The 25,034-nt window shown below is 71.1% G+C and carries 24 protein-coding genes; 7 read left to right on the top strand and 17 right to left on the bottom strand.

Features of this window, described 5'->3' with window-relative positions; all coding sequences use genetic code 11:
• Positions 1-93 precede the first annotated feature (93 nt).
• Positions 94-594: a hypothetical protein gene (locus M2157_RS27630; protein WP_280858166.1), complete on the bottom strand. Its 501-nt coding sequence runs from the start codon at positions 592-594 to the stop codon at positions 94-96.
• A 287-nt stretch (positions 595-881) separates the two neighbouring features.
• Between M2157_RS27630 and M2157_RS27625 the strand changes: the two genes are divergently transcribed.
• Positions 882-4,481: a hypothetical protein gene (locus M2157_RS27625; RefSeq protein ID WP_280866455.1), complete on the top strand. Its 3,600-nt coding sequence runs from the start codon at positions 882-884 to the stop codon at positions 4,479-4,481.
• Between the two features lie 33 nt (positions 4,482-4,514).
• A complete protein-coding gene (locus tag M2157_RS27620) occupies positions 4,515-4,805 on the top strand; it encodes a hypothetical protein (protein WP_280858168.1) in 291 nt (96 codons plus the stop codon).
• A gap of 67 nt (positions 4,806-4,872) precedes the next feature.
• Here the strand turns inward: M2157_RS27620 and M2157_RS27615 are convergent, their stop codons facing one another.
• From M2157_RS27615 to M2157_RS27605, 3 genes are all read right to left on the bottom strand, one after another.
• On the bottom strand, positions 4,873-5,046 hold the full coding sequence (locus M2157_RS27615; RefSeq protein ID WP_280858169.1) for a CsbD family protein: 174 nt from the start codon (positions 5,044-5,046) through the stop codon (positions 4,873-4,875).
• A gap of 64 nt (positions 5,047-5,110) precedes the next feature.
• Positions 5,111-5,464, bottom strand: a complete 354-nt coding sequence (locus tag M2157_RS27610; protein WP_280858170.1) for a VOC family protein — start codon at positions 5,462-5,464, stop codon at positions 5,111-5,113.
• On the bottom strand, positions 5,464-6,264 hold the full coding sequence (locus M2157_RS27605) for a trans-aconitate 2-methyltransferase (RefSeq protein WP_280866454.1): 801 nt from the start codon (positions 6,262-6,264) through the stop codon (positions 5,464-5,466). Before M2157_RS27605 ends, M2157_RS27610 begins: the two co-directional genes overlap by 1 nt.
• Before the next feature lie 89 nt (positions 6,265-6,353).
• Here M2157_RS27605 and M2157_RS27600 point away from each other — a divergent pair, with 89 nt between their 5' ends.
• The gene (locus M2157_RS27600) at positions 6,354-6,851 is read left to right on the top strand and encodes a MarR family transcriptional regulator (RefSeq protein WP_007382615.1); all 498 of its coding nucleotides are present in this window, start codon (positions 6,354-6,356) and stop codon (positions 6,849-6,851) included.
• Here M2157_RS27600 and M2157_RS27595 read toward each other — a convergent pair.
• On the bottom strand, positions 6,810-7,577 hold the full coding sequence (locus M2157_RS27595) for a response regulator transcription factor (RefSeq protein WP_059206483.1): 768 nt from the start codon (positions 7,575-7,577) through the stop codon (positions 6,810-6,812). The genes M2157_RS27600 and M2157_RS27595 overlap by 42 nt on opposite strands.
• Before the next feature lie 272 nt (positions 7,578-7,849).
• On the opposite strand from M2157_RS27595, the gene M2157_RS27590 reads away from it, so the two are divergent.
• Positions 7,850-8,308 (top strand): GNAT family N-acetyltransferase, encoded by a 459-nt coding sequence (locus M2157_RS27590; protein WP_280858172.1) that lies wholly within the window; start codon positions 7,850-7,852, stop codon positions 8,306-8,308.
• On the opposite strand, the gene M2157_RS27585 is transcribed toward M2157_RS27590, so the two are convergent.
• The 4 genes from M2157_RS27585 to galT all read right to left on the bottom strand — a co-directional run bounded on the left by M2157_RS27585 (position 8,298) and on the right by galT (position 12,355).
• Complete coding sequence (locus M2157_RS27585; RefSeq protein WP_280866453.1) at positions 8,298-9,086, bottom strand: hypothetical protein; 789 nt, start codon at positions 9,084-9,086, stop codon at positions 8,298-8,300. The genes M2157_RS27590 and M2157_RS27585 overlap by 11 nt on opposite strands.
• A gap of 88 nt (positions 9,087-9,174) precedes the next feature.
• Positions 9,175-10,329 (bottom strand): galactokinase, encoded by a 1,155-nt coding sequence (gene galK, locus M2157_RS27580; protein WP_280858174.1) that lies wholly within the window; start codon positions 10,327-10,329, stop codon positions 9,175-9,177.
• Entirely contained in the window at positions 10,329-11,297 is a 969-nt protein-coding gene (gene galE, locus M2157_RS27575) for a UDP-glucose 4-epimerase GalE (protein ID WP_280866452.1), read from the bottom strand. Before galE ends, galK begins: the two co-directional genes overlap by 1 nt.
• A complete protein-coding gene (gene galT, locus M2157_RS27570) occupies positions 11,294-12,355 on the bottom strand; it encodes a galactose-1-phosphate uridylyltransferase (RefSeq protein WP_280858176.1) in 1,062 nt (353 codons plus the stop codon). Before galT ends, galE begins: the two co-directional genes overlap by 4 nt.
• Before the next feature lie 111 nt (positions 12,356-12,466).
• Between galT and M2157_RS27565 the strand changes: the two genes are divergently transcribed.
• Positions 12,467-14,155: a sodium:solute symporter family protein gene (locus M2157_RS27565; protein ID WP_280859044.1), complete on the top strand. Its 1,689-nt coding sequence runs from the start codon at positions 12,467-12,469 to the stop codon at positions 14,153-14,155.
• 21 nt (positions 14,156-14,176) lie between these two features.
• Entirely contained in the window at positions 14,177-14,497 is a 321-nt protein-coding gene (locus tag M2157_RS27560; protein WP_280866451.1) for a hypothetical protein, read from the top strand.
• Between the two features lie 158 nt (positions 14,498-14,655).
• Here the strand turns inward: M2157_RS27560 and M2157_RS27555 are convergent, their stop codons facing one another.
• The 8 genes from M2157_RS27555 to rsmI all read right to left on the bottom strand — a co-directional run bounded on the left by M2157_RS27555 (position 14,656) and on the right by rsmI (position 23,169).
• Positions 14,656-15,348: a response regulator transcription factor gene (locus M2157_RS27555; protein WP_266384267.1), complete on the bottom strand. Its 693-nt coding sequence runs from the start codon at positions 15,346-15,348 to the stop codon at positions 14,656-14,658.
• A gap of 217 nt (positions 15,349-15,565) precedes the next feature.
• Positions 15,566-17,368 (bottom strand): ABC-F family ATP-binding cassette domain-containing protein, encoded by a 1,803-nt coding sequence (locus tag M2157_RS27550; protein ID WP_280858179.1) that lies wholly within the window; start codon positions 17,366-17,368, stop codon positions 15,566-15,568.
• A gap of 84 nt (positions 17,369-17,452) precedes the next feature.
• On the bottom strand, positions 17,453-18,346 hold the full coding sequence (locus M2157_RS27545; RefSeq protein ID WP_280858180.1) for a 4-(cytidine 5'-diphospho)-2-C-methyl-D-erythritol kinase: 894 nt from the start codon (positions 18,344-18,346) through the stop codon (positions 17,453-17,455).
• On the bottom strand, positions 18,343-19,251 hold the full coding sequence (gene rsmA / locus M2157_RS27540; protein ID WP_280866450.1) for a 16S rRNA (adenine(1518)-N(6)/adenine(1519)-N(6))-dimethyltransferase RsmA: 909 nt from the start codon (positions 19,249-19,251) through the stop codon (positions 18,343-18,345). Before rsmA ends, M2157_RS27545 begins: the two co-directional genes overlap by 4 nt.
• 33 nt (positions 19,252-19,284) lie before the next feature.
• A complete protein-coding gene (locus tag M2157_RS27535; protein ID WP_280858182.1) occupies positions 19,285-20,631 on the bottom strand; it encodes a resuscitation-promoting factor in 1,347 nt (448 codons plus the stop codon).
• A 118-nt stretch (positions 20,632-20,749) separates the two neighbouring features.
• Positions 20,750-21,634, bottom strand: a complete 885-nt coding sequence (locus tag M2157_RS27530; RefSeq protein ID WP_280858183.1) for a TatD family hydrolase — start codon at positions 21,632-21,634, stop codon at positions 20,750-20,752.
• A 47-nt stretch (positions 21,635-21,681) separates the two neighbouring features.
• Complete coding sequence (locus tag M2157_RS27525; protein WP_280858184.1) at positions 21,682-22,074, bottom strand: hypothetical protein; 393 nt, start codon at positions 22,072-22,074, stop codon at positions 21,682-21,684.
• A 246-nt stretch (positions 22,075-22,320) separates the two neighbouring features.
• Positions 22,321-23,169, bottom strand: a complete 849-nt coding sequence (gene rsmI, locus M2157_RS27520) for a 16S rRNA (cytidine(1402)-2'-O)-methyltransferase (RefSeq protein WP_266518221.1) — start codon at positions 23,167-23,169, stop codon at positions 22,321-22,323.
• A gap of 85 nt (positions 23,170-23,254) precedes the next feature.
• Here rsmI and M2157_RS27515 point away from each other — a divergent pair, with 85 nt between their 5' ends.
• Positions 23,255-24,994 (top strand): phospholipid carrier-dependent glycosyltransferase, encoded by a 1,740-nt coding sequence (locus tag M2157_RS27515; protein WP_280858185.1) that lies wholly within the window; start codon positions 23,255-23,257, stop codon positions 24,992-24,994.
• Positions 24,995-25,034: the final 40 nt, after the last annotated feature.

The following is a 25,034-nucleotide window of genomic DNA, read 5'->3' as shown; positions in this document are numbered from 1 at the left end:
TGTCCTAGCGTGTCGGGGCCGGCGTACGCGGACGGGGGTCGTGCCGTCAGGACGTACGGCGGTGGCGTACAGGAGAAGGGCGGACCGGCCGGGTCAGCCCGTGACCCGGAGTTCGAGCAGGATGGTCGGCGCGTCGCCGACGCCCTCGCCGACGCCCTTGAACTCGCCCTTGGCGACGTCGACGACCTGGCTCTGGCCCTCCGCGCTCAGTTCGGCGCGCACGGCACGGGTCTCGGTGGCGAGGGCGTACACCTCGGGGATCTCCAGGGTGAGCCAGCCGGTGGTGGCGGTGGCGCGGAAGCAGAACTTGCCGTCGCCGCTCTTGCGGGTCCAGACCTCGATCTGGTCGGTGGCGGCCGCGTCGCAGGTGGCGAGGGTGATGCGGCCGTCGCCGCGCTTGAGGGTGATGCCCTGCTCGGCGAGGATCTTCGCGGCGCCGGGGTAGTTGAAGTCCTCCACGGCGACCGGGGGGACGTCGTCGGCCGCGGCCCGGACGGCGGTGGCCGGGGCGGCGACGGCGTAGGCGGCCGCACCGACGAGGGCCGCGGCACCGGCGAGACCGGCGCACAGCAGCCTGCGGGTTCTCGATATCACAGCGATTTCCTTCTGACGAATGCGCGAAATAGCGCGCGGCAGGACACGTCCAGGGAAAAGGAAAAGAAAAGTGATATACGCCACTCGCCATGCGGAGCGAACGACGAAAGCCCCCTCATCCCCCTCCGGTCGCGTCAACGACCGCTTCCCCGTTGCGATTAGCGAACATAACAAAGCACAGACCAAAAACAAAACGTTCACAAAGCAGAGGCAAAGCGTATGCTCTCCCGGTCGAGATCCGACCCCCGGCCAGGGGAATGGCCGGGAAGCGGAAGGTTGCTTCTCAATTGAGAAATAGACTGCTCGGCAGGGGGAGACGGCTGACCACGGCCGTGGGTCTCTCCCTGCTGCCGGCCCTGTTGGCAGGGCTCCTGTCCGCCGCGCCCGCCGTGGCCGTGGACGATCCCGTCGAACCCGAGCCGACCGGTCTGGAGCACATACCGGCCACCGACCGCGGCAAGGTCGTCGAGCTGTGGAAGACCGGCGGCCCGGGTGTCCGCGCGGCCGCGGAGGTGGCGCTGACCGGGAGCGACGCGGAGGTGCGGCGATTCCTGGACCAGGATCGGGCGATCGCGCAGCTCAGCGACGACCGGGTCGCCACCGTGCAGATCCTGTCGATGGGCGGCCGGGCGGTGCGCGCGGCGGCCGAGACCGCGCTCTCAGGCCCTGCCGAACAGCTGACGGCGTTCCTCAAGGACGGCTGGAAGCAGCCGCTGGAGGAGGACCAGCGGGTCGAGGCCGCGCGGATCGTCGCCTTCGGGGGCCGAGAGGTGCAGGCCAAGGGACGGGCGGCACTGAACGGGACCATCGAGGACGTCCGGACGTTCCTCGACCAGGGCCAGTACGCGGCCCGCGACAACGACGACCGCGTGGCCGTCGTCCAGATCATCAGTACCGGCGGCCAGGCCACCCGCGAGGCGGGCCGGGCGGCGCTGGACGGCACGATGGACGACATCCGGGAGTTCCTCGCCGTCGGCCAGCACATCGCGCGCGCCCGTGACCAGGAACAGGCCACCATCACCCAGCTCGCGGAGCAGGCGACGGAGGCCGGCCGGCAGGCCGCCGAGGAGACCGAGGCCGCCAAGGACGCCTCGGCGAAGGCGATCGCGGCGACCAAGCTCGCCAAGGAGGCCGCCGAGAAGGCCGCGCAGGAGACCGAGGCCGCCAAGGACGACGCCCAGCGGGCCTCCAGCGCCGCCGGCCGGGCGGCGGACGCGGCCCGGGGTGCGGCCCGCGCCGCCGAGCAGGCCATCGCCTCCGCGCGCGCCGCCAACACCTCGGCGCGCATCGCCGCGAACGCCGCCGCGCAGGCGGCCTCGGCAGCCGCCGCTGCCGCCCAGGCCGCGTCGAGCGCGCGCTCGGCGGCTGCGGACGCGGCGACCGACGCGACCAAGGCGGACGCCGCCAACAAGGCCGCGGCGAAGGCCCGGGACGCGGCCAAGGGTGCGAAGAAGGCCGCCGAGGCGGCGAATCACGCGGGCGTGGCCGCCACCGAGGCCGGCAAGGCGGCCAAGGCCGCCCTCAGCGCCGGCGCCAACGCGGACGCGGCCGCTGCTGCGGCGACGGCCGCGAGCGGATACGCGGGCGTCTCCGACGCCCAGGCCCAGCGGGCCCGGGACGCCGCCGCAGACGCACGCCGGCACGCGGCGAACGCGACCGCCGCCGCCAACCGGGCCGAGGCGCTCGCCGCACGCTCCGCGCAGGCCGCCTACGAGGCGCGGGACGCGGCCAACTCGGCCGCCGTGCACGCCGAGAACGCGGCCACCGCCGCCGAGGAGGCCGCCAAACACGCGGGCGACGCCGCCAAGGCCGCCGAGGAGTCCACCAAGCACGCCAACGCCGCCACCGAGGCGGCGAACGCGGCGACCGCGGCCGTGGCCAAGGCCCGTACGACGTTCGACCTGGCCCGCGAGGTGGAGGCGGCCGAACTCGCCGCCCGCAGCGCGCAGTCGACAGCCCGCGCCGAGTACCTGAAGAGGCTGACCGAGGAACGCGAGGCGCGCGAGCGGGCCAAGGCCGAGGAGGCCAGGGCCAAGGACGCCGAGGCCGCCGCCCTCGCCGAGGAGGCCGCGACCCCCGGCGTGGACGTGGCCGAGGCCGCCGCCAAGGGCCGCAAGGTGGCCCTGCACATCGCGGACACCCGCGGCCCATGGAGCGTGACGGCCGCCGAGGTCGCGCTGTCCTCTGCCGACGCGGAGGTCGTGGCGTATCTGCGGACCGGCCTGGAGCGGGCGCAGGAACAGGACGAGCGGGGCCGGGTCGACCAGCTGGCCACCGACGCTGACTCCGCGGGCGTGCGCACGGCCGCCGAGACGGCGCTGGACGGCGACACCGCCGCGATCCGCGCGTTCCTGGCCACCGGCCAGCACCGGGCCGCCGCGAACGACTACCGGGTGGAGATCACCAAGCTCCTCGACGGAGCAGGCCCCGGCGTCAAGAAGGACGGGGAGGCCGCACTGGACTCCGACTCCACCGACCGTATGCGGGAGTTCCTGACCACGGGCTACTTCACCGCCCGTACGAACGACGAGCGCGTACGGGCCGTGCAGCTGATGGAGAGCGGGGGGCCCGAGCTGTCGGCGGCCGCCGAGGTCGCGCTCGCCGGACCGCCGGACGTGCTGCACGCGTTCATCCAGGCCGGGCAGTACTCCGCCCTGCGCGCAGACCGGCTGACGGCCACCCATGTGGCCCGGGTGCAGGGGCTGATCGCGGGCGCGGCCCGGGTGGCGTGGACCGCCCAGGAGAACGCGGCGCTCGCCCAGAAGGTCGCCGCCGAGGCCCGCAAGGCCTCCGAGAAGGCCGCCGAGTACGCCCAGCAGGCGAAGGACTCGGCCGCGCAGGCCGGGGTGTACGCGGATCAGGCGCGCGCTTCGGCCGCGGCGGCCGAGAAGTCGGCGGCGGACGCGGCGGCCTCGGCCCGTACGGCCCGCGCGGCCGAGGCGGACGCCCACGCGGCGGCCCGCCGCGCCTCCAACTCCGCGGCACAGGCGACGGCTTCGGCCACGGCGGCGCAGGGGTCGGCCGGTGCCGCGTGGCAGGCGGCGAACGAGGCACGGGCCTCCGCGAACGCGGCCGGGAAGTCCGCCGAGGAGGCGCAGAAGGCCTCCGACGAGGCGATCCTCATCACCGCGATCAAGATCTGGCAGGAGGCCGAGGCCGACCGCAAGGACGCCGAGTACCGAAAGGACGCGGCCGAACTCCAGGAGCTGGAGGACGCGTTCGCGGACATGGCGGCCGAGGAGGACAGCGACTGGTGGGACTACGTCTCCGGCGCCGGTCACCTGGTCCTGGACGCGGCAGGCGTGGTCCCGGGCTTCGGCGAGGCCTTCGACCTGATCAACTGCGGCTGGTACGGAGCCGAGGGCGACGCCTGGAACTCCGGTCTGTCCTGCGCGGCAGCGATCCCGATCGTCGGCTGGGGCGCGACCGGCACGAAGTGGGGCAAGGCCGGGTACTCGGCGGTCGAGGCGTTCGCGAAGTCGATGCGGGCGAACGGGCAGGTGCCGCACATCTGGGCGATCCCGCGGGGCGCCGCCAACGCGCCGCACGTCAAGACGCCCGCCAGGAACGCCGCGAAGCACTGGAGTGACCACAAGGCGGAGTTCCCCGAGCTGGGCTCGGCCCGTGAGTACGTCGAGATGGCCCACGGCATGCGGTCGATGAACAAGACGCCTCCGCCCCCCGGCTACCGCATCTGGGACCGCAACAACGGGGGTTACGTGATCTATGAGAAGAACACCAACACCCTGGCCGTGTACACCCCTGACGGCCTGCCCATGTCGATGAACCGTCCGGGGCCGAGGAGCCCGAGCAACCCCCGGGGCTTCGACCCGAACATCTACCGTGACCTGGATGACTACCTCAACCGACAGGGCACGGAACGCTGATCCCGAGCCGATGTGGGAGGAAAGGAGCAAGCGATGCCGTCCGAACCGGGAAGCCCGCCGGGCCCCGAGTGGGAGACCGTCTGCCGCGTCTGCGGTTACGACGACGGGGTGGAGCCCTTCTGGGAAGCGGGCTGGCCCAATGAGGGCGCCATCTGCCCGTGCTGCGGCAATGAGCCCAGCATGAGCGACGTCAGCGTGATGGGCCTGCGCAACCTGCGTGGCTACTGGCTCGGCCGGGGCGCCTGCTGGGATTCGCCGAGTTCCCGCCCGAAAGACTGGGACATCCTGGAGCAGGTGAAGCACATCCCGGCCGAGTGGCGCTGACTCGTCACCGGGCCCGTACGACGGCCCGTGCACCCCGAGGGTGCACGGGCCGTCCGTTTGCGTACCGTCAGTGCTTGAAGGTGTCCTTGGTCTTCTCCTTGGCCTGGCGCGCGTCGCCCTTGGACTGCCCCATGCGGCCCTCGGCCTCCATGCGCTCGTTGCCGACCGCACGGCCCATGGCCTCCTTGGCCTTGCCCTTGGCCTGTTCCTTCTTGGCCTTGCCCTTCTGGTCCTTTGCCACCGGTCTCACTCCCAGCGATAGCCGACTCCGCTGTCATCACAGCGGGTGACCCGGCCCGCCCCGGTCAAACAAGGAACTCCAGCCGGTTGCCTACGGGGTCGTACGAGTAGAAGCGCCGGCGTCCCGGCAGGGCGGAGTCCCAGCGGACCGTCGCGCCGTGCGCCTCCAGCCGGGCGGCGTACGCCGCGATGTCCGTGACTTCCAGCCCCGGGTGGGCCTTCTTCGCCGGTCTGAAGTCGTTCTCGATCCCCAGGTGCAGCTCCACGGCCCCCGCCCGGAACCAGCACCCGCCCCGCGCCGCGAGCACCGGCGGCTTGGGGATCTCGGTCATGCCGAGGACGTCGACGTAGTAGGCGCGCAGCAGGTCCTCGGAGCCGGGCGGCGCGGCGAGCTGCACATGGTCCACGGCCGCGAGCATCAGCGCTCCTTGCGGGCGACGGCGAAGATGCGGCGGAAGGGGAACGGCGTGCCGTGGGGCCCCGCCGGATACGCCTCGCGCAGGGCCGTCCGGTAGGCGGCCAGGAACTCCTCCCTGGCCGGTGGGTCGTCGGCGAGGGCGGTCAGGACCGGCCGCAGACCGGTCCCCTTGACCCAGTCCAGGACCGGGTCCTGGCCCTGCAACAGGTGCACGTACGTCGTCTCCCACGCGTCCACCTCGCAGCCCAGGTCGGCCAGCGCCGCCAGATAGGCCTGGGGCGCGAGGACGGCGTCGTCGTGGCGCAGTGTCTCCGCGAGGCCCATGGACCCGGCGAGTTCGCGCATCAGCCGGTGGCTCGGGGAGCCGAAGTTGCCGGGCACCTGGAAGGCGAAGGTGCCGCCCGGTGCGAGACCGGCGATCCAGTCGGCGAAACGCTCCACGTGCCCCGGCACCCACTGCAGCGTCGCATTGCTGACGATGAGGTCGTACGGCTGTGCGGGCGCCCAGGTGCGCACGTCCGCGTGGGCGAAGTCGAGGTGCCCGCCGCCGGACGTGGGGCCCGCGTACTCGACCTGCGCCTTGTCGAGCATCTCGGCCGAGTTGTCGTAGCCGGTGATCCGGGCCGTGGGCCAGCGTGCGGCGAGCACCGCCGTCATGTTGCCGGGGCCGCAGCCCAGGTCGGCGATCAGGGGCGGGTCCCCCGGGAGGTCCGGGACGCGGGCGAGGAGGTCGGTGAAGGGGCGGGCGCGGTGGTCCGCGTGGCGGAGGTACTGGGTGGGGTCCCAGGTGGGGGTCGTCATGTCCCTCACTTTCCCCGTCCATATATCTTGATGTCAAGAGACTTGACATCAAGAGACTTCACGTCGACACAACCACTACACTGATCGTCATGGAGGACGAGGTCGATCGGCTGGTCGCTGCGTGGCGCCGGGAGCGCCCTGACCTCGACGTGGAACCGCTCGAGGTGCTCAGCCGGGTGAGCAGGCTGGCCCGGCACCTGGACCGCGCACGCCGGCTGGCCTTCGCCGAGCACAGCCTGGAGCCCTGGGAGTTCGACGTGCTGACCGCGCTCAGGCGCGCGGGGACGCCGTATCAGCTCTCCCCCGGACAGCTGCTGACACAGACACTGGTCACCTCGGGCACGATGACCAACCGCATCGACCGCCTGGCCAAGAAGGGCCTGGTGGAGCGGCTGCCCGACCCGAGCGACCGGCGAGGGGTGCTGGTCAGGCTCACGGAGGACGGCAAGGACCGCGCGGACCAGGCCCTCGCCGGACTGCTGGAGCAGGAACGCGCGATCCTCGCCGAGCTCTCCCGCGCCCAGCGCGGGGAACTGGCCGGGCTGCTACGCCAGCTGACCGCCCCGTTCGACAACATCCCCGGCTAGGTCGACCGGTCCCACGCCCGCGCGGCGCGCCAGGGCGACGGCGGCCAGGGTGGAGTGGACGCCCAGTTTGCCCAGGACGTTCTGCATATGTGTGCGCACGGTGTGCGGGGAGAGGAACAGTCTCTCCGCGACCGCCTTGCGGCCGAGCCCGGCCACCATGCAGCGCAGCACCTCCCGCTCGCGCGGGGTGAGGGACTCCACCAGCTGCTCGCTCTCGGTGCGGTGCTTACGGGCCGCGGTGAGCTCCCTGAGCACGCCGGTGAGCAGGGCGGGCGGCAGATGGGTCTCCTCCCGCAGCACCCCCCGGATGACGGTGAGCAGCCGGGACAGCGAGCAGTCCTTGGCGACCCAGCCCGAGGCGCCGGCCTGCAGGGCCAGCGCGGCCCGCCGCGGGTCGTCCTTCTCCGCGAGCACGACGATACGGACCGCCGGCTGTCCCGTACGGACCCCGGCGACCAGCGATATGCCGTCGACCAGCCCTTCTTCGTTGCCGTCCGGTACGGAGACGGCGGGCCTGATGCCCTGGACGTTGCCGCCCAGATCTGCGTCGACGAGCAGCACGTCGAAACGGCGGCCCTCGGCGGCCGCGCGCTCCAGACTGCGCAGCGCGGCGGGACCGCTGCCGGCCGCGGAGACCTCCACGTCGGGCTCGGCCGCCAGCGCGGCGGCGAGCGACTCGGCGAAGATGCGATGGTCATCGACGACCAGGACTCGGATACGAACCACGAAACCCCCTTCCCCAAGCTCTCGAAGAGCAGGGGATACCCATCGTCATCGTCTGAGGACGACTCGGGAGACGACACCGCCGCGGGTACGACTCACGAAGCACGATGGCCGCACGGCCGTCGCCGTGCAAGAACTGCTACCCCCACTTCGGGCGCCGTACCCGACTGTCTCGCCCCCTGATCAGCACCGGCCCCCACCGGTGCTGTTCATCAGGGTACGGCCGGGGGGCAGGAGCGGAAGGTTATTTGCAGAACTGGCTGTCCGGTGCGTTTATGGTGAGCCGCATGTTTCGTCTGGAGACAGAAGTCGACAAAGCCCGACGCGATCTGCTGCGCTCCCGGCTGCGGGAGACGAACACGGCGGCCTCCCCGATCCTGCGCGCACTGCGCGGAACCCCAGGTGAACGGGAACTTCCGCTCCATGTCTGGGCGTTGGACGACTCCGGTGCCCTCGCGGGCGGACTGGTCGGCCACACCTGGACGAGCTGGCTGCACGTGACCTATCTGTGGGTCGACGAACGGCACCGCGGCGCGGGTCTGGGTTCGCAGTTGCTCGCACGGGCGGAGCGCATGGCCCGTCGCGGCCGGGGCTGCACCTCCGTACGTCTGGAGACATGGGACTTCCAGGCACCGGAGTTCTACAAAAGAAAGGGATACGAGGTGGTGTGCGTGATCCCGGACTATCCGCCGGGGATCACGGAGTACACGCTGACCAAGCGCCTCACCGCCTGAACCGCCAGGAGCCCGGCTCGTCCGCCGGCGCCAGACCCAGCTCCCCGGCGATGCCGGCCGCGCGGCGATGGGAGACGTCGGGGTAGTGACCGGGGTGGACCTCGACGAAGCCGTGCGCATCGGCCGACGCCGTGCGCAGGGCCTCGCGGAGCGTGTGTTCCTGCTCCGCCAGCCGGGTCCGTTCCTCCCGCTGCCGTACGACGATCGCGCCCCGGCGGGCCGTGGCCGCCACGATGCCGAGCGCGAGCAGCGCGAACGCGCCCACGCCCATGACGGTCCCGGTCGCGTCCGCGTCGCCGGGGGTACGGGGGCGCAGCACGCCCGCCGGGTCCGCGAGCACCGTGATGGTCTGGCCGACGGCGAAGGTGCCGGACCGGGCCTGGAGGGCGGGGCCCCGGACCCTGGTGCCGTCACGGCGCGCGAGTGCGTAGTCGTAGGTGTCGACCTCCCGCCCCGGGTTCGGGTCGAGCCACTCCCGTACGACGGTGGCGGTGATCCGCTCGCCCCGCCGCTCCAGGGTGAGGTCGTCGCGGGCCAGGTCGGCGAAGTACACCGCCACCAGGGAGGCACCGACCACGACCAGCGCCGCGGAAACACCCGTCTCGTCCGCGGCGAGCTTCGTCAGCAGCACGGCGAGGAGCACGCCGTGCGCGATCCACAGGGGCACCAGGAGACCGGAGCCATGGTGGCCCGCCAGGAGGAAGAAGCCGACGATCGCGGCCAGCGCATAACAGCCGATGCCGATCGCCGACAGGATGCGATGGCGCCCTCGACTCACGCTCCGACGTTACTGGGGCGTATGTCAGGGAGGAGCCCGGCTTTCCCCAAGTTCGGATCAAGCCGGGCAAAACAGCGGTCAGCCGGTCTCAGACCAGGCGCCGCGCCCCTGCCGAGGGCACCGCTTCGAACACCCGCGGAGCGGTGAACTCCGCTGCGGCGAAGGCCTCTTGGACCGCCTTGGTGAGGGGCTCCACGTCGGCCGCCTCCGCCAGCACGATCGCCGAGCCGCCGAAGCCGCCGCCGGTCATCCGGGCGCCCAGGGCACCCGAGGCGAGGGCGGTGTCGACCACCAGGTCCAGCTCCGGGCAGGAGATGCGGAAGTCGTCGCGCAGCGAGGCGTGGCCGGCGACCAGCACGGGGCCGATCGCGCGGGTCTCGCCCGACTCCAGCAGGGCGACGGTCTTCTCGACCCGCTCGTCCTCGGTGACGATGTGGCGGACCAGGCGGACCGCTTCCTCGTCGTCGCCGAGCCTCTCGAGGGCCGCGTCGAGTTCGCCGTAGGGGATGTCCCGCAGCGCGTCCACGCCCAGCAGCGCCGCACCCCGCTCGCAGCCCGCGCGGCGCTTGCCGTACTCGCCCTCGCTGTGCGAGTGCTTGACCCGGGTGTCGACGACGAGCAGCACCATGCCCTCGGCGGCGAGGTCGAAGGGGATCTGCTTCTGGGAGAGGTCCCGGGTGTCGAGGAACAGGGCGTGGCCGGCCTCGCAGCAGGCGGACGCGGTCTGGTCCATGATCCCGGTGGGGGCGCCGACGTAGACGTTCTCGGCGCGCTGGCACAGGCGGGCCAGCTGCCAGCGCTGGAGACCGAGGTCGTACAGGTCGTTCAGGGCGAGCGCGACGACGACCTCCAGGGCCGCCGAGGAGGACAGGCCCGCGCCCGCCGGGACCGTCGAGGCGAGGTGGACGTCCGCGCCGGTGACCGGATGTCCGGCCTCGCGCAGCGCCCAGACGACACCGGCCGGGTACGCGGTCCAGTTCCTGTCACTCTCCGGTGCGAGGTCGTCGAGGCGCAGCTCCACGACCCCGCCCTCGACATCCGAGGAGTGCAGGCGCAGGACGCCGTCCGTGCGCCGGGAGACGGCCGCGACCGCGGTGTGCGGCAGCGCGAAGGGCATCACGAAGCCGTCGTTGTAGTCGGTGTGCTCACCGATGAGGTTGACGCGGCCCGGCGCCGACCAGACACCTTCGGGCTCGGTTCCGTAGAGCTCGGCGAAACCGTCCCGGACCTGCTGTGCCGCCACTACTGCTCCCTAGCCGTGCTGATGTTCTGAGCGAACTCCCACGCGTCCGCGACGATCCCCGCGAGATCCGCGCGGGACGGGTTCCAGCCCAGCTTCTCGCGGGCGGTGGCGGCGGAGGCGACCAGGGTGGCCGGGTCGCCGCCGCGGCGCGGGGCCACGACCTCGGGGATCGGGTGGCCGGTGACCTGGCGGACCGTCTCGATGACCTGGCGGACGGAGAAACCCTCGCCGTTGCCGAGGTTGCAGATGAGGTGCTCGCCCGCGGTGGCGGCCTTGATGGCGAGGAGGTGGGCCTCGGCCAGGTCGGCGACATGGATGTAATCGCGGACGCAGGTGCCGTCCGGGGTCGGGTAGTCCTCGCCGAAGACGGAGATCGCCTCCCGCTTGCCCTGGGCGACCTGGAGGATCAGCGGGATGAGGTGCGACTCGGGGTCGTGCCGCTCGCCCTGCTTGCCGTACGCGCCGGCCACGTTGAAGTACCGCAGGGACACGGCACCCAGCCCGTGCGCGTTCGCCTCGCTGGTGATCATGAAGTCGACGGCGAGCTTGGAGGCGCCGTACGGGTTGGTGGGCCTGGTCGGCGCCGACTCGACGATGGGCACCTCCTCGGGCTCCCCGTACGTGGCGGCGGTGGAGGAGAAGACGAGTCGGCGCACGCCGGCCTCGCGCATGGCGCCGAGCAGCGCCATGGTGCCGCCGACGTTGTTGTCCCAGTACTTCTCGGGCTTCACGACCGACTCGCCGACCTGCGAGGAGGCGGCGAAGTGCAGGACGCCGTCGAAGGAGGAGTCCAGCCACTTGGCCGCGTCGCGGATGTCGCCCTCGATGAAGGCGGCTCCGGCTGGGACGCCCTCGCGGAAGCCGGTGGAGAGGTTGTCGAGGACGACGACCTCGTGCCCCGCCTCCAGCAGGTGCTGGGCCACGACACTGCCGACATACCCCGCGCCACCTGTCACCAGGTACTTCATGAACTCGCTACCTCTCGCAGTCGCTGTGCCGCGGCCTCCGGTCGGATGTCATTGATGAAGACGTTCATGCCCGACTCGGAACCCGCGAGGAACTTCAGCTTGCCGGACGTACGGCGAATGGTGAAAAGCTCCAGGTGCAGCGCGAAGTCGTCACGCTGGACGCCCTCGAACTCCTCGAGCTGGCCGAACGGCGCCTGGTGCCAGGCGGCGATGTACGGCGTCGGAGACTCGCTCTCCCCGAATATCCGGTCGAAGCGCCTCAAGAGTTCCAGATACACCTGGGGAAACTCTGTGCGGGCGTCCTCGTCGAGGCCGAGCAGATCCGGAACCCGGCGCTTCGGGTAGAGGTGCACCTCGTACGGCCAGTGCGCCGCGTAGGGCACGAAGGCGACCCAGTGCTCGGCCTCCAGGACGACCCGCTCGTCGGCGAGTTCGCGCTCCAGGACGGCGTCGAAGAGGTTCTGGCCTCCGGTCGCCTCCTTGTGGGTGGCGAGAGAACGCAGCATCAGGGCGGTGCGCGGCGTGGTGAACGGGTAGGCGTAGATCTGGCCATGCGGGTGACCCAGGGTCACACCGATCTCCGCACCCCGGTTCTCGAAACAGAAGACCTGCTCTACGGAGGGCAGATGCGACAGCTCCGACGTCCTGTCGGTCCATGCGTCCAGGACGAGCCGCGCCTGCTCCTCCGTGAGGTCGGCGAAGGACGCGTTGTGGTCCGAGGTGAAGCAGACGACCTCACAGCGCCCCGAGTCGCCCGCCAGCGAGGGGAAACGGTTCTCGAAGACCACGGCGTCGTACCACGAGTCCGGGATCTCACTCAGCCGCTCACCCTGCGAGGGGCACAGCGGGCACTCGTTCGCGGGCGGGTGGTAGATGCGCCCCTGTCGGTGCGAGGCGATGGCCACGGAGTCGCCGAGCAGCGGATCCCGACGAACCTCGGACGTGGTGACAGTCCGGTCCAGCGGACGCCGGTCCACGGCGTCGCGGACGGTGTCGTCGCGCAGGTCGTAGTAGATGAGCTCGCGACCGTCGGCCAGCCGGGTCGAGGTCTTCTTCACCGCTGGACTCCTTCACTCAAACATAACTAAACACAAGTAACCATAACCCCCCACCCACGTCAACATCAGAATCAAACAAAGCGCATCAGTCGAGGTGTTCACTTGTTGACTATGCAAACCCCCACAAAAAGCGCATACCTGGCAGCCGAGCTCCGGCTCCCCACCAACTGGCTCGACTACACGATCCTGGGGATCTACTTCGTCGTCGTCCTCGGCATCGGTTTCGCGGCCCGCCGCTCGGTCAAGACGAGCCTCGACTTCTTCCTGTCGGGCCGCTCGCTGCCGGCCTGGATCACCGGTCTCGCCTTCATCTCGGCCAACCTGGCCGCCACGGAGATCCTGGGGATGGCCGCCAACAGCGCGCAGTACGGCGCCTACACGGTCCACTGGTACTGGATCGGCGCCATCCCGGCCATGGTCTTCCTGGGCCTGGTGATGATGCCCTTCTACTACGGCAGCAAGGTGCGCTCGGTCCCCGAGATGCTGCTTCTGCGCTTCGACAAGTGGGCACACCTGCTCAGTTCGGCCCTGTTCGCCTTCGCGGCCATCCTGATCGCGGGCGTGAACCTCTACGCCCTGGCGATCGTGGTCGAGGCCCTGCTGGGCTGGCCGCAGTGGGTGGCGATCGTGGTGGCGGGCGCCTTCGTCCTCGCGTACATCACCCTCGGCGGCCTCTCCTCCGCGATCTACAACGAGGTCCTCCAGTTCTTCGTGATCCTGGCGGCCCTCATTCCGCTCTCCGTGCTGGGCCTGAAGAAGGTGGGCGGCTGGGACGGCCTGACCGACAGGCTGACGGCGGAGCACGGGGCGAACTTCACGACGGCCTGGGGCGGCACGGGCATCGGCAGCGCGAACCCGCTGGGCGCGAACTGGCTGACGATCGTCCTGGGCCTCGGCTTCGTCCTGTCCTTCGGCTACTGGACGACGAACTTCGCGGAGGTCCAGCGAGCGCTGTCGGCGAAGAACCTGAGCGCGGCCCAGCGCACCCCGCTGATCGCGGCTTTCCCGAAGATCTTCATCGTGTTCCTGGTGATGATCCCGGGCCTGACGGCCGCGGCTCTGATCCCCGGCTTCGGCACCTCCGACTCGGGCTACCAGTACAACGACGCCATCCCCTATCTGATGGAACAGCTCCTGCCGAACGGAGTCCTGGGCATCGCGGTCACCGGCCTCCTGGCCGCCTTCATGGCGGGCATGGCGGCGAACGTCTCGTCCTTCAACACGGTGTTCACCAACGACATCTGGGCCCGCTACGTGGAGAGGGGCCGTGACGACGGGTACTACGTCCGCTTCGGCCGCCTGATCACGGTGATCGGCGTCTGCGCGTCCGTCGGCACGGCGTTCCTGGCGTCCTCGTTCTCGAACATCATGAGCTACCTCCAGACGCTGTTCTCCTTCTTCAACGTGCCGATGTTCGTCGTCTTCATCGTCGGCATGTTCTGGAAGCGCGCGTCCGTGAAGTCGGGCTTCTGGGGACTGCTCGCCGGCACGGTGGCGGCGATGGTGAACTACTTCTGGATCTACAAGCAGGGCATCATCGACATCCCCTCCGACCAGGGCGCCAACTTCGTCTCCGCGATCGTGGGCTTCGTGGCCGGTGCGGTGGTCATGGTCGCCGTGTCGCTCTTCACGGCCCCCAAGCCCGCCGAGGAACTCCAGGGCCTCGTCTACGGCACGACGTCCCCCGGCATGTCCGAGCCCCCCGCCGCCGGCGACGACGCCTGGTACCGCAGGCCTGCCCTGCTGGGCTGGGGCGCGATCGTCCTCGCGGCCGCCTGCTACATCCCGTTCTCGTTCTGACCGCGGGAGAATTGAGGAACCATGTCCGAGCCCCACGGCTACTCCGAACACGACGTCCAGCGGGAAGTCACCGAACTCCAGGCCAAGTCGGCCACCGCGGCCCGCATCTTCGACCTGCGCCGCATCATCGGCGGCCTGTTCGTCCTCTACGGCATCATCGTCACGATCGCCGGCATCAACCCCTCCGACTCCTCCCTCGACAAGTCGGAGGGCATCAACATCAACCTCTGGACCGGCCTCGGGATGCTGCTCCTGGGCGTCTTCTTCCTGGTCTGGCTGAAGATGCGCCCGACTCCGCCGCCGGTACCGGAGGTGACACCGGGGGAGGAGCCGACCGAGTAGGGACAGCGCTACGGAGGTGCCGGGTCGGATTGTCGGGCGGGGGCGGGTGCGCTACGCGCGCCCCCGCCGGGCCGCACAGGCCTCCGCAGGCATTCAGGGGCGCGGGGAACTGCGCACAACGCCCGCCCCCACCCAACCCGCACCGGCCGCCGCAGGCATCACGGCCCAACCGCCGGAGGCCCTCCCACCGGTCCCGCCCGGTCCAGCAACCCCGTCCGAGCCGCCAGCGCCGCCGCCTCCAGCCGGGACCCCACCCCCAGCTTCATCAGCACGCGCTGCACGTGGGTACGGGCGGTGGACGGCGCTATCCCCATGCCCGCCGCGATCAGCCGTGTGTCCTCGCCGTCGGCCACCCGCACCAGCACCTCCACCTCCCTGGGTGTCAGCATCTGCAGCAGCCGCTGCCCCTCGTCGTCCGGCTGGGCAGCAGGGTTCAGCAGCTCACTGAACGCCCCCTGAAGCAGCTGCGGAGCAACCGCCGCCTCCCCCGCCCGGGCTTTCATGATCGCCCGCTCGACCCCCTCGATCCGCTCGTCGTGCCGCACATAACCGGAGGCCCCCGCGGCGAACGCGGCGGCGATCCCCCGAGGGCTGGGCACCGGGCCCAGCACCAGCACCGCCACCTGCGGCCGCTCCCGCTTGATCCGCACGACCGGGTCGAACATCCCCGGCTCGGCCGGCGTGGCCGTCCCCAGCAGACACACCTCGGGCGCCCGGCTGATCACCAGCTCCGCCGCCCCCGCGGCAGGCGCCGCCGCCGCGAGCACCCGGTGCCCGCGCAGTTTCAGCGCCGAGGCCAGCGCCTCGGCGAGCAATCGGTGGTCGTCGACCACCATGAGCCGAACTCCCATCGAGCAACCCCCCAGTCCCCCCATGGATCCGCGTGAAGGCCCCACTATGGATGCCCACTGATCCGCACGGACAGAGGCACTCTCCCAGCACCCCCGCCCTTCATGCCCCCGGAAGCTACACGCTAGTTCGACGTTGCGCTTCCCCTACCGGTGAGAAGTGTCCCGGAAGAGCTTAATTCCTGGCTTTCCTGTCATTCGAGGATGATGTGCCGCACCTTCACGCGTCCTCGGCCAGCTCCAGCCACCGCATCTCCAGTTCCTCCCGCTCCCCGGCGAGATCCCGCAGCTCGGCGTCGAGGGAGGCCACCTTCGCGAAGTCGGTGGCGTTGTCGGCGATCCGAGCGTGCAGCTTGGTCTCCCTCTCGGAGAGCTTGTCGAGCTGCCGCTCGATCTTCTGGAGCTCCTTCTTGGCGGTCCGCTGATCCGCGGAGCTCTTCTCGGCCACCGGCTTCACCACCACCGGCGCCGAGGCCGCGGCCGCCTCCTCCATCCGCTGCCGCCGCTCCAGGTACTCGTCGATTCCGCGCGGCAGCATCCGCAGGGTGGCGTCCCCGAGCAGCGCGAAGACCCGGTCGGTGGTGCGCTCGACGAAGAACCGGTCGTGGGAGATGACGACCATGGAGCCGGGCCAGCCGTCGAGGACGTCCTCGAGCTGGGTCAGGGTCTCGATGTCGAGGTCGTTGGTGGGCTCGTCGAGGAAGAGGACGTTGGGCTCGTCCATCAGCAGCCGCAGCAGCTGCAGCCGCCGCCGCTCACCGCCAGAGAGGTCCCCGACCGGCGTCCACTGCTTCTCCTTGTTGAAGCCGAACGTCTCGCACAGCTGCCCGGCGGTCATCTCGCGCCCCTTGCCGAGGTCGACGCGCTCCCGCACCTGCTGGACGGCCTCCAGCACCCGCAGCGCGGGGTTGAGTTCGGCGACCTCCTGCGAGAGATAGGCGAGCTTGACGGTCCGGCCGACCACGACCCGCCCGCCCACGGGCTGGGTCTCGCCTTCCGTCCACGCGGCCTCGGCCATGGCCCGCAGCAGGGACGTCTTCCCCGCGCCGTTGACCCCGACGAGACCGATCCGGTCACCCGGACCGAGCTGCCAGGTCACATGCTTCAGCAGCACCTTCGGCCCGGCCTGGACGGTCACGTCCTCCAGCTCGAACACCGTCTTGCCCAGCCGCGACGAGGCGAACTTCATCAGCTCGCTGCTGTCCCGCGGCGGCGGCACGTCCTTGATGAGCTCGTTGGCGGCCTCGACCCGGAAACGCGGCTTGGACGTCCGCGCGGGGGCGCCGCGCCTGAGCCACGCCAGCTCCTTGCGGACGAGGTTCTGCCGCTTGGTCTCCTCGGTGGCGGCGATCCGCTCACGCTCGGCACGCGCGAAGACGTAGTCGGAGTACCCGCCCTCGTACTCGAAGACGTCGCCCTTCTGCACATCCCACATGCGCGTGCAGACCTGGTCGAGGAACCACCGGTCGTGGGTGACGCACACGAGCGCCGAGCGCCGCTCGCGCAGGTGCTTCGCCAGCCAGGAGATGCCCTCGACGTCGAGGTGGTTGGTGGGCTCGTCGAGGACGATCAGGTCCTGTTCCTCGATGAGCAGCTTGGCGAGGGCGATACGGCGGCGCTCGCCACCGGAGAGCGGCGCGATGACGGTGTCGAGGCCCTGCGGGAAGCCGGGCAGGTCGAGCCCGCCGAACAGTCCGGTCAGCACATCGCGGACCTTGGCGTTGCCTGCCCACTCGTGGTCGGCCATGTCCCGGATGACCTCGTGCCGCACGGTGGCCGTCGGGTCGAGGGAGTCGTGCTGCGTGAGGACGCCCAGCCGCAGTCCGCCGGAGTGCGTGACGCGCCCGGTGTCGGCGTCCTCCAGCTTGGCGAGCATGCGGATCAGAGTGGTCTTGCCGTCGCCGTTGCGGCCCACGACGCCGATGCGATCGCCCTCGGAGACGCCGAGCGAGACACCGTCCAGCAGGGCACGGGTGCCGTACACCTTGCTGACGTTCTCGACATTGACCAGATTGACGGCCATTTCTCTCCTGCCCAGGGGGATCGATCGACCCTCCAGGGTAGTCCGGCGCACGACATCCCCTCGCCGCGCGGCTCTCCTGCCGGATCAGACCACCGTCGCACCCGGCGCGGGGCCCGACGCGACGCGCACCGTCCGGCACGTGCCGGAGGCGCGCAGTGCGTCCGCGATCTTCGCCGCCGACCCGGTGTCACGGGCGAGGAAGGCCGTGGTCGGGCCCGAGCCGGAGACGAGTCCGGCGAGGGCGCCCGCGGCGCTGCCGGCCGCGAGGGTGTCGGCGAGCTCCGGGAAGAGCGAGAGGGCGGCGGGCTGGAGGTCGTTGGAGACGGCGGCGGCGAGCGCGTGCGGGTCGCCCCCGGCCAGCGCGTCGAGCAGGTCCTCGGAGGCGACGGGCTCGGGGACGTCGAGGCCCTCGGTGAGCCGGTCGAACTCACGGAAGACGGCCGGGGTCGACAGCCCGCGTTCCGCCATCGCGAACACCCATGAGAAGCCGCCGCCGACCTCGAGGGTGCGCAGTTTCTCCCCGCGGCCCGTCCCGAGCGCGGCCCCGCCCACCAGGCTGAACGGCACGTCACTGCCCAACTCGGCGCAGATCTCGAGAAGTTCCTCACGGGAGGCACCCGTCCCCCACAGCGCGTCGCAGGCCAGCAGCGCACCGGCCCCGTCCGCGCTGCCGCCCGCCATGCCGCCGGCCACGGGGATGTCCTTGGCGATGTGCAGGTGCACGGCGTGGTCGAGCCCGCGGCGCTCCGCGAGGGCGATCGCCGCGCGGGCCGCGAGATTCGTACGGTCGAGGGGGACCTCGGCGGCGTCGGGTCCCGCGCAGGTGATGCGGAGCTCCTCGGCGGGCGTCACGGTCACCTCGTCGTAGAGGCCGACCGCGAGGAAGACGTTGGCCAGGTCGTGGAAGCCGTCGGGGCGGGCGGCGCCCACCGCGAGCTGGACGTTGACCTTGGCGGGGACGCGGACGGTGACGCTCACTGCTGACCGCGCTCCTTCGGGGGTTCGGGGGTCGTCCCCCGAGATGACGCAGCCTCGGCGATGCGCGCGAACTCCTCGACGGTGAGCGACTCACCGCGGGCCTGGGGCGAGACCCCGGCCGCCACGAGGGCCGTCTCGGCGGCCGCGGCCGAACCCGCCCATCCGGCGAGCGCGGCCCGCAGCGTCTTGCGGCGCTGGGCGAAAGCGGCGTCGACGACCGTGAACACCTCGCGCCTGGACGCGGTGGTCTTGATCGGCTCGGTCCTGCGGGTCAGCGCGACGAGCCCGCTGTCCACGTTCGGTGCGGGCCAGAAGACGGTGCGGCCGATCGATCCGGCCCGCTTGACCTCGGCGTACCAGTTGGCCTTCACGGACGGGACGCCGTACACCTTCGAACCGGGCGGTGCCGCGAGCCGGTCGGCGACCTCCGCCTGGACCATGACGAGGGTGCGTTCGATGCTCGGGAAGGTGTCGAGCATGTGCAGCAGCACGGGTACGGCGACGTTGTACGGCAGGTTCGCGACCAGTGCCGTCGGCGCGGGGCCGGGGAGCTCGGTGATGTGCATCGCGTCCGAGTGCACGACGGCGAAGCGGCCGGCCCGGTCCGGCATGCGGGCGGCGATCGTCGCCGGCAGTGCGGAGGCGAGTACGTCGTCGATCTCCACGGCGGTGACGCGGTCCGCCGCTTCCAGCAGCGCCAGGGTGAGCGAGCCGAGCCCGGGCCCCACCTCCACCACCACGTCGTCGGGGCGGACGCCCGCGGTCCTGACGATACGGCGGACCGTGTTCGCGTCGATCACGAAGTTCTGGCCGCGCTGTTTGGTGGGGCGCACCCCTAGGACGGCCGCGAGTTCACGGATGTCGGCGGGGCCGAGGAGGGCGTCTGGGGAGGGGCTGCTGCTCACGGCCCCAAGGGTACGGGGCCGTGGCTGCCGCACTCACCCGTGCAGGCGAGCTCCGCAGTGCGGCCACGGGCTCGCCCCGCGCCGCACGTACAACTTCTTCGCGCGGAACGTCTGCTCCGCCGCAGGCGCGTCCTGCGGTCGTCCCGAGCCGCCCAGCCCCCGCCAGGTCCTGGTGTCGAACTGGTACAGCCCGCCGTACGTCCCCGAGGAATCCACCGCGTTCGGCCGCCCCCCGGACTCGCACACCGCGAGCCCCTGCCAGTTCAGATGGTCCGCTCCCCGCACGGACGTGGGCATCGGCTTCGTGCCCACCCTGACCGTCTGTACCCGGGGCTCCCGCACCAGCTCGACCCTGATCCGCCGCGGCTTCTGCCGGACGCCGTTGACGGTTCGCAGGGAGTACGTGATCCGTCGCACCCCCGGCACCCCCGCCTGCTCCACGACCTCCGTGCCCTTGAAGAGGGAGGAGTCCTCGCTCCGCTCCTCCCGGAACGGGATCTGCTCCTCGCGCACTTCCTTCGTCCCGGTGATCCGCAGCACCGTGACGGTCTGCCCGTCGCGCGGGAAACTCCCCGGCGCCACCGACGTGGTGTCCATGCCGCTCAGCGTGACCCCGGCCGCCTCGACGGCCTCGCCCACGGTCGCCGCGTTGGTACGGATCGTCCGCGCCCGGCCGTCCGCCATGATCGTCACGGACCGCTCGGTCCGCACATCCAGCGCGAGTCCCTCCCGCCCGATCGGCCGGGAGCGCGAGGTGGACACGTACGCGCCCTCCGCGCGTACCCCCAGCTGTTCGAGCGCCCCGTCCACCGTCCGTGCCGTGGTCCACACCTCACGCCGGTGCCCGTCGAGCGTGAGCCGTACGGGACGCCCGTAGCGCACCGCGACCTCGTCCCCGCTGGCGAGCTGTTCGCCGGGGGCGGGCGCGATGACGTCGTGCGCTCCCACCGCGACTCCCTCCTCCGCGAGCAGTTCGGTCACGTCGTCCGCGAAGGTGTGCAGGGTCCGCGGCCTGCCGTCGACGCTGAGCTCGATCGCCTTGTCCTTGGCGACGAACGCGGTGGTGCCGCCCGCCAGGAACGCGACCACCAGCGCCTGCGGAAGCAGTCGGCGCATCGCGTTGTCCGGGCGCTCCGCGTACCGCGCCCTGCGCCGGCGCGCGGCCCGGCCCACTTCGTCACGCGGGAACGGCATGGGTACCGGGCCCGGTACCTCGTACGCGGGCCGGTACGTGTCCTCGTACGGCAGCGTCCGCGCCGGGTCCGGCGCTCCGTACAGCCCGTATGCGAGCGTCTCCGCGGTGTGCGGATCGGCCGGGGTCGGGCCGTACGGCTCGTAGGGCCCGTACGTCTCGTAGGTCTCGTAGTGCGAGTTGCTCACGCCGACACGCTCCAGGGGCCGAGGGGTCCAGAGGGGTCCGGATCGGGCCCACAGAACCTAGCGGAGCGTTCGTCACTCTCCAAAGTGACACGACTACCCGGAGTTACGTTCGATGGGGTCAGTACCCGAAGGCGCGTGCGGTGTTGGCGGCGAGTGCCGTGGCCAACGCGTCCTCGTCGATACCGCGCACGGCGGCCATGGCGCGCACCGTGACCGGAATGAGATAAGGGGCGTTGGGCCGTCCGCGGTACGGCACCGGCGTCAGGAAGGGCGCGTCGGTCTCCACGAGCAGGAGCTCGAGCGGCGCCACGGCCACCGCGTCCCGCAGGTTCTGGGCGTTCTTGAACGTGACGTTCCCGGCGAAGGACATGAAGTATCCGGCGCCGGCGCAGATCTGGGCCATCTCGGCGTCACCGGAGTAGCAGTGGAAGACGGTGCGCTCGGGAGCACCCTCTTCCTTCAGCACGCGCAGGACGTCCGCGTGGGCGTCGCGGTCGTGGATGACGAGCGCCTTGCCGTGCCGCTTGGCCATCTCGATGTGGGCGCGGAAGGACGCCTCCTGCGCCTCCTTGCCCTCGGGCCCGGTGCGGAAGTGGTCGAGGCCCGTCTCGCCGACGCCCTTGACCTGCGGGAGCCCGGCCAGGCGGTCGATCTCCGCGAGCGCCTCGTCGAGCGCCGGCATGCCCCCCGCCTGGCGCGCCCCCTGCCGGGACCACCCGTCGGGGTCGCCGTGGACGATCCGGGGTGCCTCGTTGGGGTGCAGGGCGACAGTGGCATGGACGGCGTCGTACCGGTCCGCCGTCTCGGCCGCCCAGCGGGAGCCCCGTACGTCGCAGCCGACCTGGACGACCGTGGTCACCCCGACCGACGCGGCTTTCGCGAGCCCCTCCTCCACGGTCCCGTCCTGCATGTCCAGGTGGGTGTGGGAGTCGGCGACCGGCACCCGGAGGGGCTCCGGGAGCGGCGGCGCCGCGTTCTTCTCGCGCGGGCTGTTCGAAGGCATGCCCCGATCCTACGAAAGGGGCATGCCCACCCGGCTGCCGGAGGCGGTCAGCTCGCCTTGCGCTGGAACACGTGCAGCAGGTCGGCCAGGTGCCAGTGGTGCTCTTCGCCCGACTCCTCGCCCCCGGCCGCCGGCGCCTCCACGGGCCCGGCGGGGGGCGTGCGGTGCTGCTGGTTCGCCGCGTCACGGGCGGATGCGACCCGGCCGGGCCGCATGATCCGTACGACGTGGTGGTCGCAGTTCGCGCACGCGGGCCTGGAGAGCGGAGAGGGCACGACCTGTCCGTCCACCACGTACTGCACGAATTCCCGGCCGTCGCCGTCGATGTGGTGCTCTATCTCGTACGACTGCTCCCACCCGTGCCCGCAGCGCATGCAGGCGAAGGAATAGGACTCGTTGACGACAGCTGTCGCACCGGGGTGCCCTGCGATCTCGCTCATGCCAGCTCCTGGGTGTCCGCTGGTTCGAAGGACGGGTACGTCCCTCACCCCAGTGGACGCCTCCCCGGACCCGAACGCGACGACCCTGTCGACTGTTGGAGGCGATTTGGGCGTTCCTTGCCAAACCGCCCCGCGAGGCCGCGCGGAGCTTTGCATTCCGAGACACCGCTTTGCCGGCACATGGGGCGCACGCTCAGAAGTCATGCGCCCTGCTCAGAGCGGGTGTGACCCACCTCATGCGGCGCGTCAGGAAGGGGCGTTCTTCGCCGCGACCACCGCATCGAAAACAACCCTCTTGGGGACCCCCGCCTCGACGGCCACCGCGGCGATCGCCTCCTTGCGCCGCTCGCCCGCCTCCTCCCGCACCCGCACCCTCCGCACGAGCTCGGCGTCGTCGACCTCCTCGGCCCCCTTGTCGGGCGCCCCCTCGACCACGACGGTGATCTCCCCCCGGACCCCTTCCGCGGCCCACTCGGCGAGAAAGCCCAGCGTCCCCCGCTTGACCTCCTCGTACGTCTTCGTCAACTCCCGGCACACCGCCGCCCGCCGCTCCGCCCCGAACGCCTCGGCCATCGCCGCGAGCGTGTCGTCGAGCCGATGAGGAGCCTCGAAGTACACCAGCGTGCGCCGCTCACCGGCGACCTCCCGCAGCCGCGAGAGCCGCTCACCGCCCTTGCGCGGCAGGAACCCCTCGAAGCAGAACCGGTCGACGGGCAGCCCGGACAGCGCGAGCGCGGTGAGGACGGCGGAGGGTCCCGGTACGGCCGTGACGCGGACGTCCTTCTCGACCGCCGCGGCGACCAGCCGGTACCCGGGGTCGGACACCGACGGCATCCCCGCGTCGGTGACGAGCAACACACGTGCGCCGCCGAGGAGTTCGTCGACGAGTTCGGGCGTACGGGCGGCCTCGTTGCCCTCGAAGTACGACACGATACGGCCCTTGGGCGTCACGCCCAGCCCCTGTGTCAGCCGCCGCAGCCGCCGGGTGTCCTCGGCCGCGACCACGTCGGCCCCGGCGAGTTCCGCCGCGAGCCGGGGAGGGGCGTCCGCGATGTCGCCGATGGGGGTGCCCGCCAAGACAAGGGTTCCAGTCACACCCCCATCCTCCCAGGGGCGCCCCGAACCGGACGCATCCGCCCATGCACGGGACTCACACAGCGCCGTTCCTTACGATGGCGCGGTGACCAGTACCGCGTCCTCCACGGACACCCGGCAGGACCAGGCCCCCCAGGACCGGCGGCCGTCGTGGCAGCAGAGGCTGCGCCGTTTCGGCTACACGGCCGAGGCCAGAAGCGACGTGCGCGAGCGCCTGGTGCCGCCCTTCGTCGCGCCCAGTCCGCGGATGTGGCAGGCCCTGGGCGTGCCCCGGGTGCTCGCCGAGCGGATCGCGCGCTGGTCGGGCTGGCTCGGGCCGCTGCTGGTGACGCTGGTGGCGGGGCTGATGCGGTTCTGGAACCTGGGCAGCCCGAAGAAGGTGATATTCGACGAGACGTACTACGCCAAGGACGCGTGGGCGCTCGTCCACCGCGGCTTCGAGCTCAGCTGGGACAAGAACGCCGACAGCCTGATCCTCAACTCCAACGGGAACGTTCCGCTCCCGACGAACGCCGCCTATGTCGTGCACCCGCCGGTCGGCAAGTACGTCATCGGACTCGGCGAGCTGATGTTCGGGTTCAACCCGTTCGGCTGGCGGTTCATGACGGCGTTGCTGGGGACGCTGTCGGTGCTGATCGTGTGCCGGGTGGGCCGCCGCATCTTCCGCTCCACGTTCCTGGGCTGCCTGGCGGGCGCGCTGATGACCGTGGACGGCCTGGCCTTCGTGATGGCACGGACCGCGCTGCTCGACGGTGTGCTGATGTTCTTCGTGCTGGCCGCGTTCGCCTGCCTGGTCATCGACCGTGACCGGGCCCGGGAGAAACTCGCCGCCGCGCTGCCGGTCGACTCCTACGGCCTCGTGCGCCCCGACGCGCACGTCGGGGACACCCTGCGCCTGGGGTGGCGCCCCTACCGCTGGCTGGCGGGCCTGCTCCTGGGTCTGGCCATCGGCACCAAGTGGAACGGCCTGTTCTTCCTCATCGCCTTCGGGATCATGACGGTCCTGTGGGACGTCGGCTCCCGCAGGGTCGCGGGCGCGCGCCGCCCCCACGAGGCGGTCCTCAAGTACGACCTCGGCATCGCGTTCCTGGCCATGGTGCCGGTAGCGGTCGTCACCTACGTCACCTCGTGGATCGGCTGGATCCTCTCCCCCGCGGACGGCTCCGGCGGCTACTACCGCAACTGGGCCGCGAACGACGGCAGGGGCGGCAGCTGGACCTTCCTGCCCGACTGGTGGCGCAGCCTGGTCCACTACGAGCACGAGGTCTACAAGTTCAACGTCGGCCTGTCCTCGCCGCACACGTACATGTCCAACCCGTGGAGCTGGATCGTCGACGGCCGCCCGGTGTCGTACTTCTACGAGTCCCCCGCGCCCGGCACCGACGGCTGCCCGGCCGACGCGGGCGAGAAGTGCGCCCGCGAGGTCCTGGCGATCGGCACGCCGCTGCTGTGGTGGGCCGCCTGCTTCGCGATCCTCTACGTCCTGTGGCGCTGGTTCTTCCGCCGCGACTGGCGCGCGGGCGCCATCGCCTGCGGTATCGCGGCCGGTTATCTCCCCTGGTTCAACTACCAGGAACGCACGATCTTCTTCTTCTACACGATCGTCTTCCTCCCCTTCCTCTGCCTGGCCGTCGCGATGCTCATCGGCGCCCTCGTCGGTCCTCCGGGCTCCCGGGACACCCGCCGGGTCGCGGGCGCCACGGCGGCCGGAGTGCTGGTCCTCCTGATCGCCTGGAACTTCATCTACTTCTGGCCGCTGTACACCGGCACGAGCATCCCGATCGACGACTGGCGGTCGCGGATGTGGCTGGATACATGGGTCTAGACGGCCGATATTCACGTATGTGATTGAGCACCTGCTTCAG

Origin of the sequence: Streptomyces sp. SAI-127, assembly GCF_029894425.1 — a bacterium.
Lineage (GTDB): Bacteria > Actinomycetota > Actinomycetes > Streptomycetales > Streptomycetaceae > Streptomyces.
This window is presented reverse-complemented; position numbering and strand designations above follow the sequence as displayed.

What these genes read in the sequence shown, in the direction of transcription:
- M2157_RS27620 (WP_280858168.1), top strand. Translation starts at nt 4,515, where the DNA reads ATGCCGTCCGAACCGGGAAGCCCGCCGGGCCCCGAGTGGGAGACCGTC.
- M2157_RS27610 (WP_280858170.1), bottom strand. Translation starts at nt 5,464, where the DNA reads ATGCTCGCGGCCGTGGACCATGTGCAGCTCGCCGCGCCGCCCGGCTCC.
- M2157_RS27605 (WP_280866454.1), bottom strand. Translation starts at nt 6,264, where the DNA reads ATGACGACCCCCACCTGGGACCCCACCCAGTACCTCCGCCACGCGGAC.
- M2157_RS27600 (WP_007382615.1), top strand. Translation starts at nt 6,354, where the DNA reads ATGGAGGACGAGGTCGATCGGCTGGTCGCTGCGTGGCGCCGGGAGCGC.
- M2157_RS27590 (WP_280858172.1), top strand. Translation starts at nt 7,850, where the DNA reads ATGGTGAGCCGCATGTTTCGTCTGGAGACAGAAGTCGACAAAGCCCGA.
- galE (WP_280866452.1), bottom strand. Translation starts at nt 11,297, where the DNA reads ATGAAGTACCTGGTGACAGGTGGCGCGGGGTATGTCGGCAGTGTCGTG.
- M2157_RS27565 (WP_280859044.1), top strand. Translation starts at nt 12,467, where the DNA reads ATGCAAACCCCCACAAAAAGCGCATACCTGGCAGCCGAGCTCCGGCTC.
- M2157_RS27560 (WP_280866451.1), top strand. Translation starts at nt 14,177, where the DNA reads ATGTCCGAGCCCCACGGCTACTCCGAACACGACGTCCAGCGGGAAGTC.
- M2157_RS27555 (WP_266384267.1), bottom strand. Translation starts at nt 15,348, where the DNA reads ATGGGAGTTCGGCTCATGGTGGTCGACGACCACCGATTGCTCGCCGAG.
- M2157_RS27550 (WP_280858179.1), bottom strand. Translation starts at nt 17,368, where the DNA reads ATGGCCGTCAATCTGGTCAATGTCGAGAACGTCAGCAAGGTGTACGGC.
- M2157_RS27530 (WP_280858183.1), bottom strand. Translation starts at nt 21,634, where the DNA reads ATGCCTTCGAACAGCCCGCGCGAGAAGAACGCGGCGCCGCCGCTCCCG.
- M2157_RS27525 (WP_280858184.1), bottom strand. Translation starts at nt 22,074, where the DNA reads ATGAGCGAGATCGCAGGGCACCCCGGTGCGACAGCTGTCGTCAACGAG.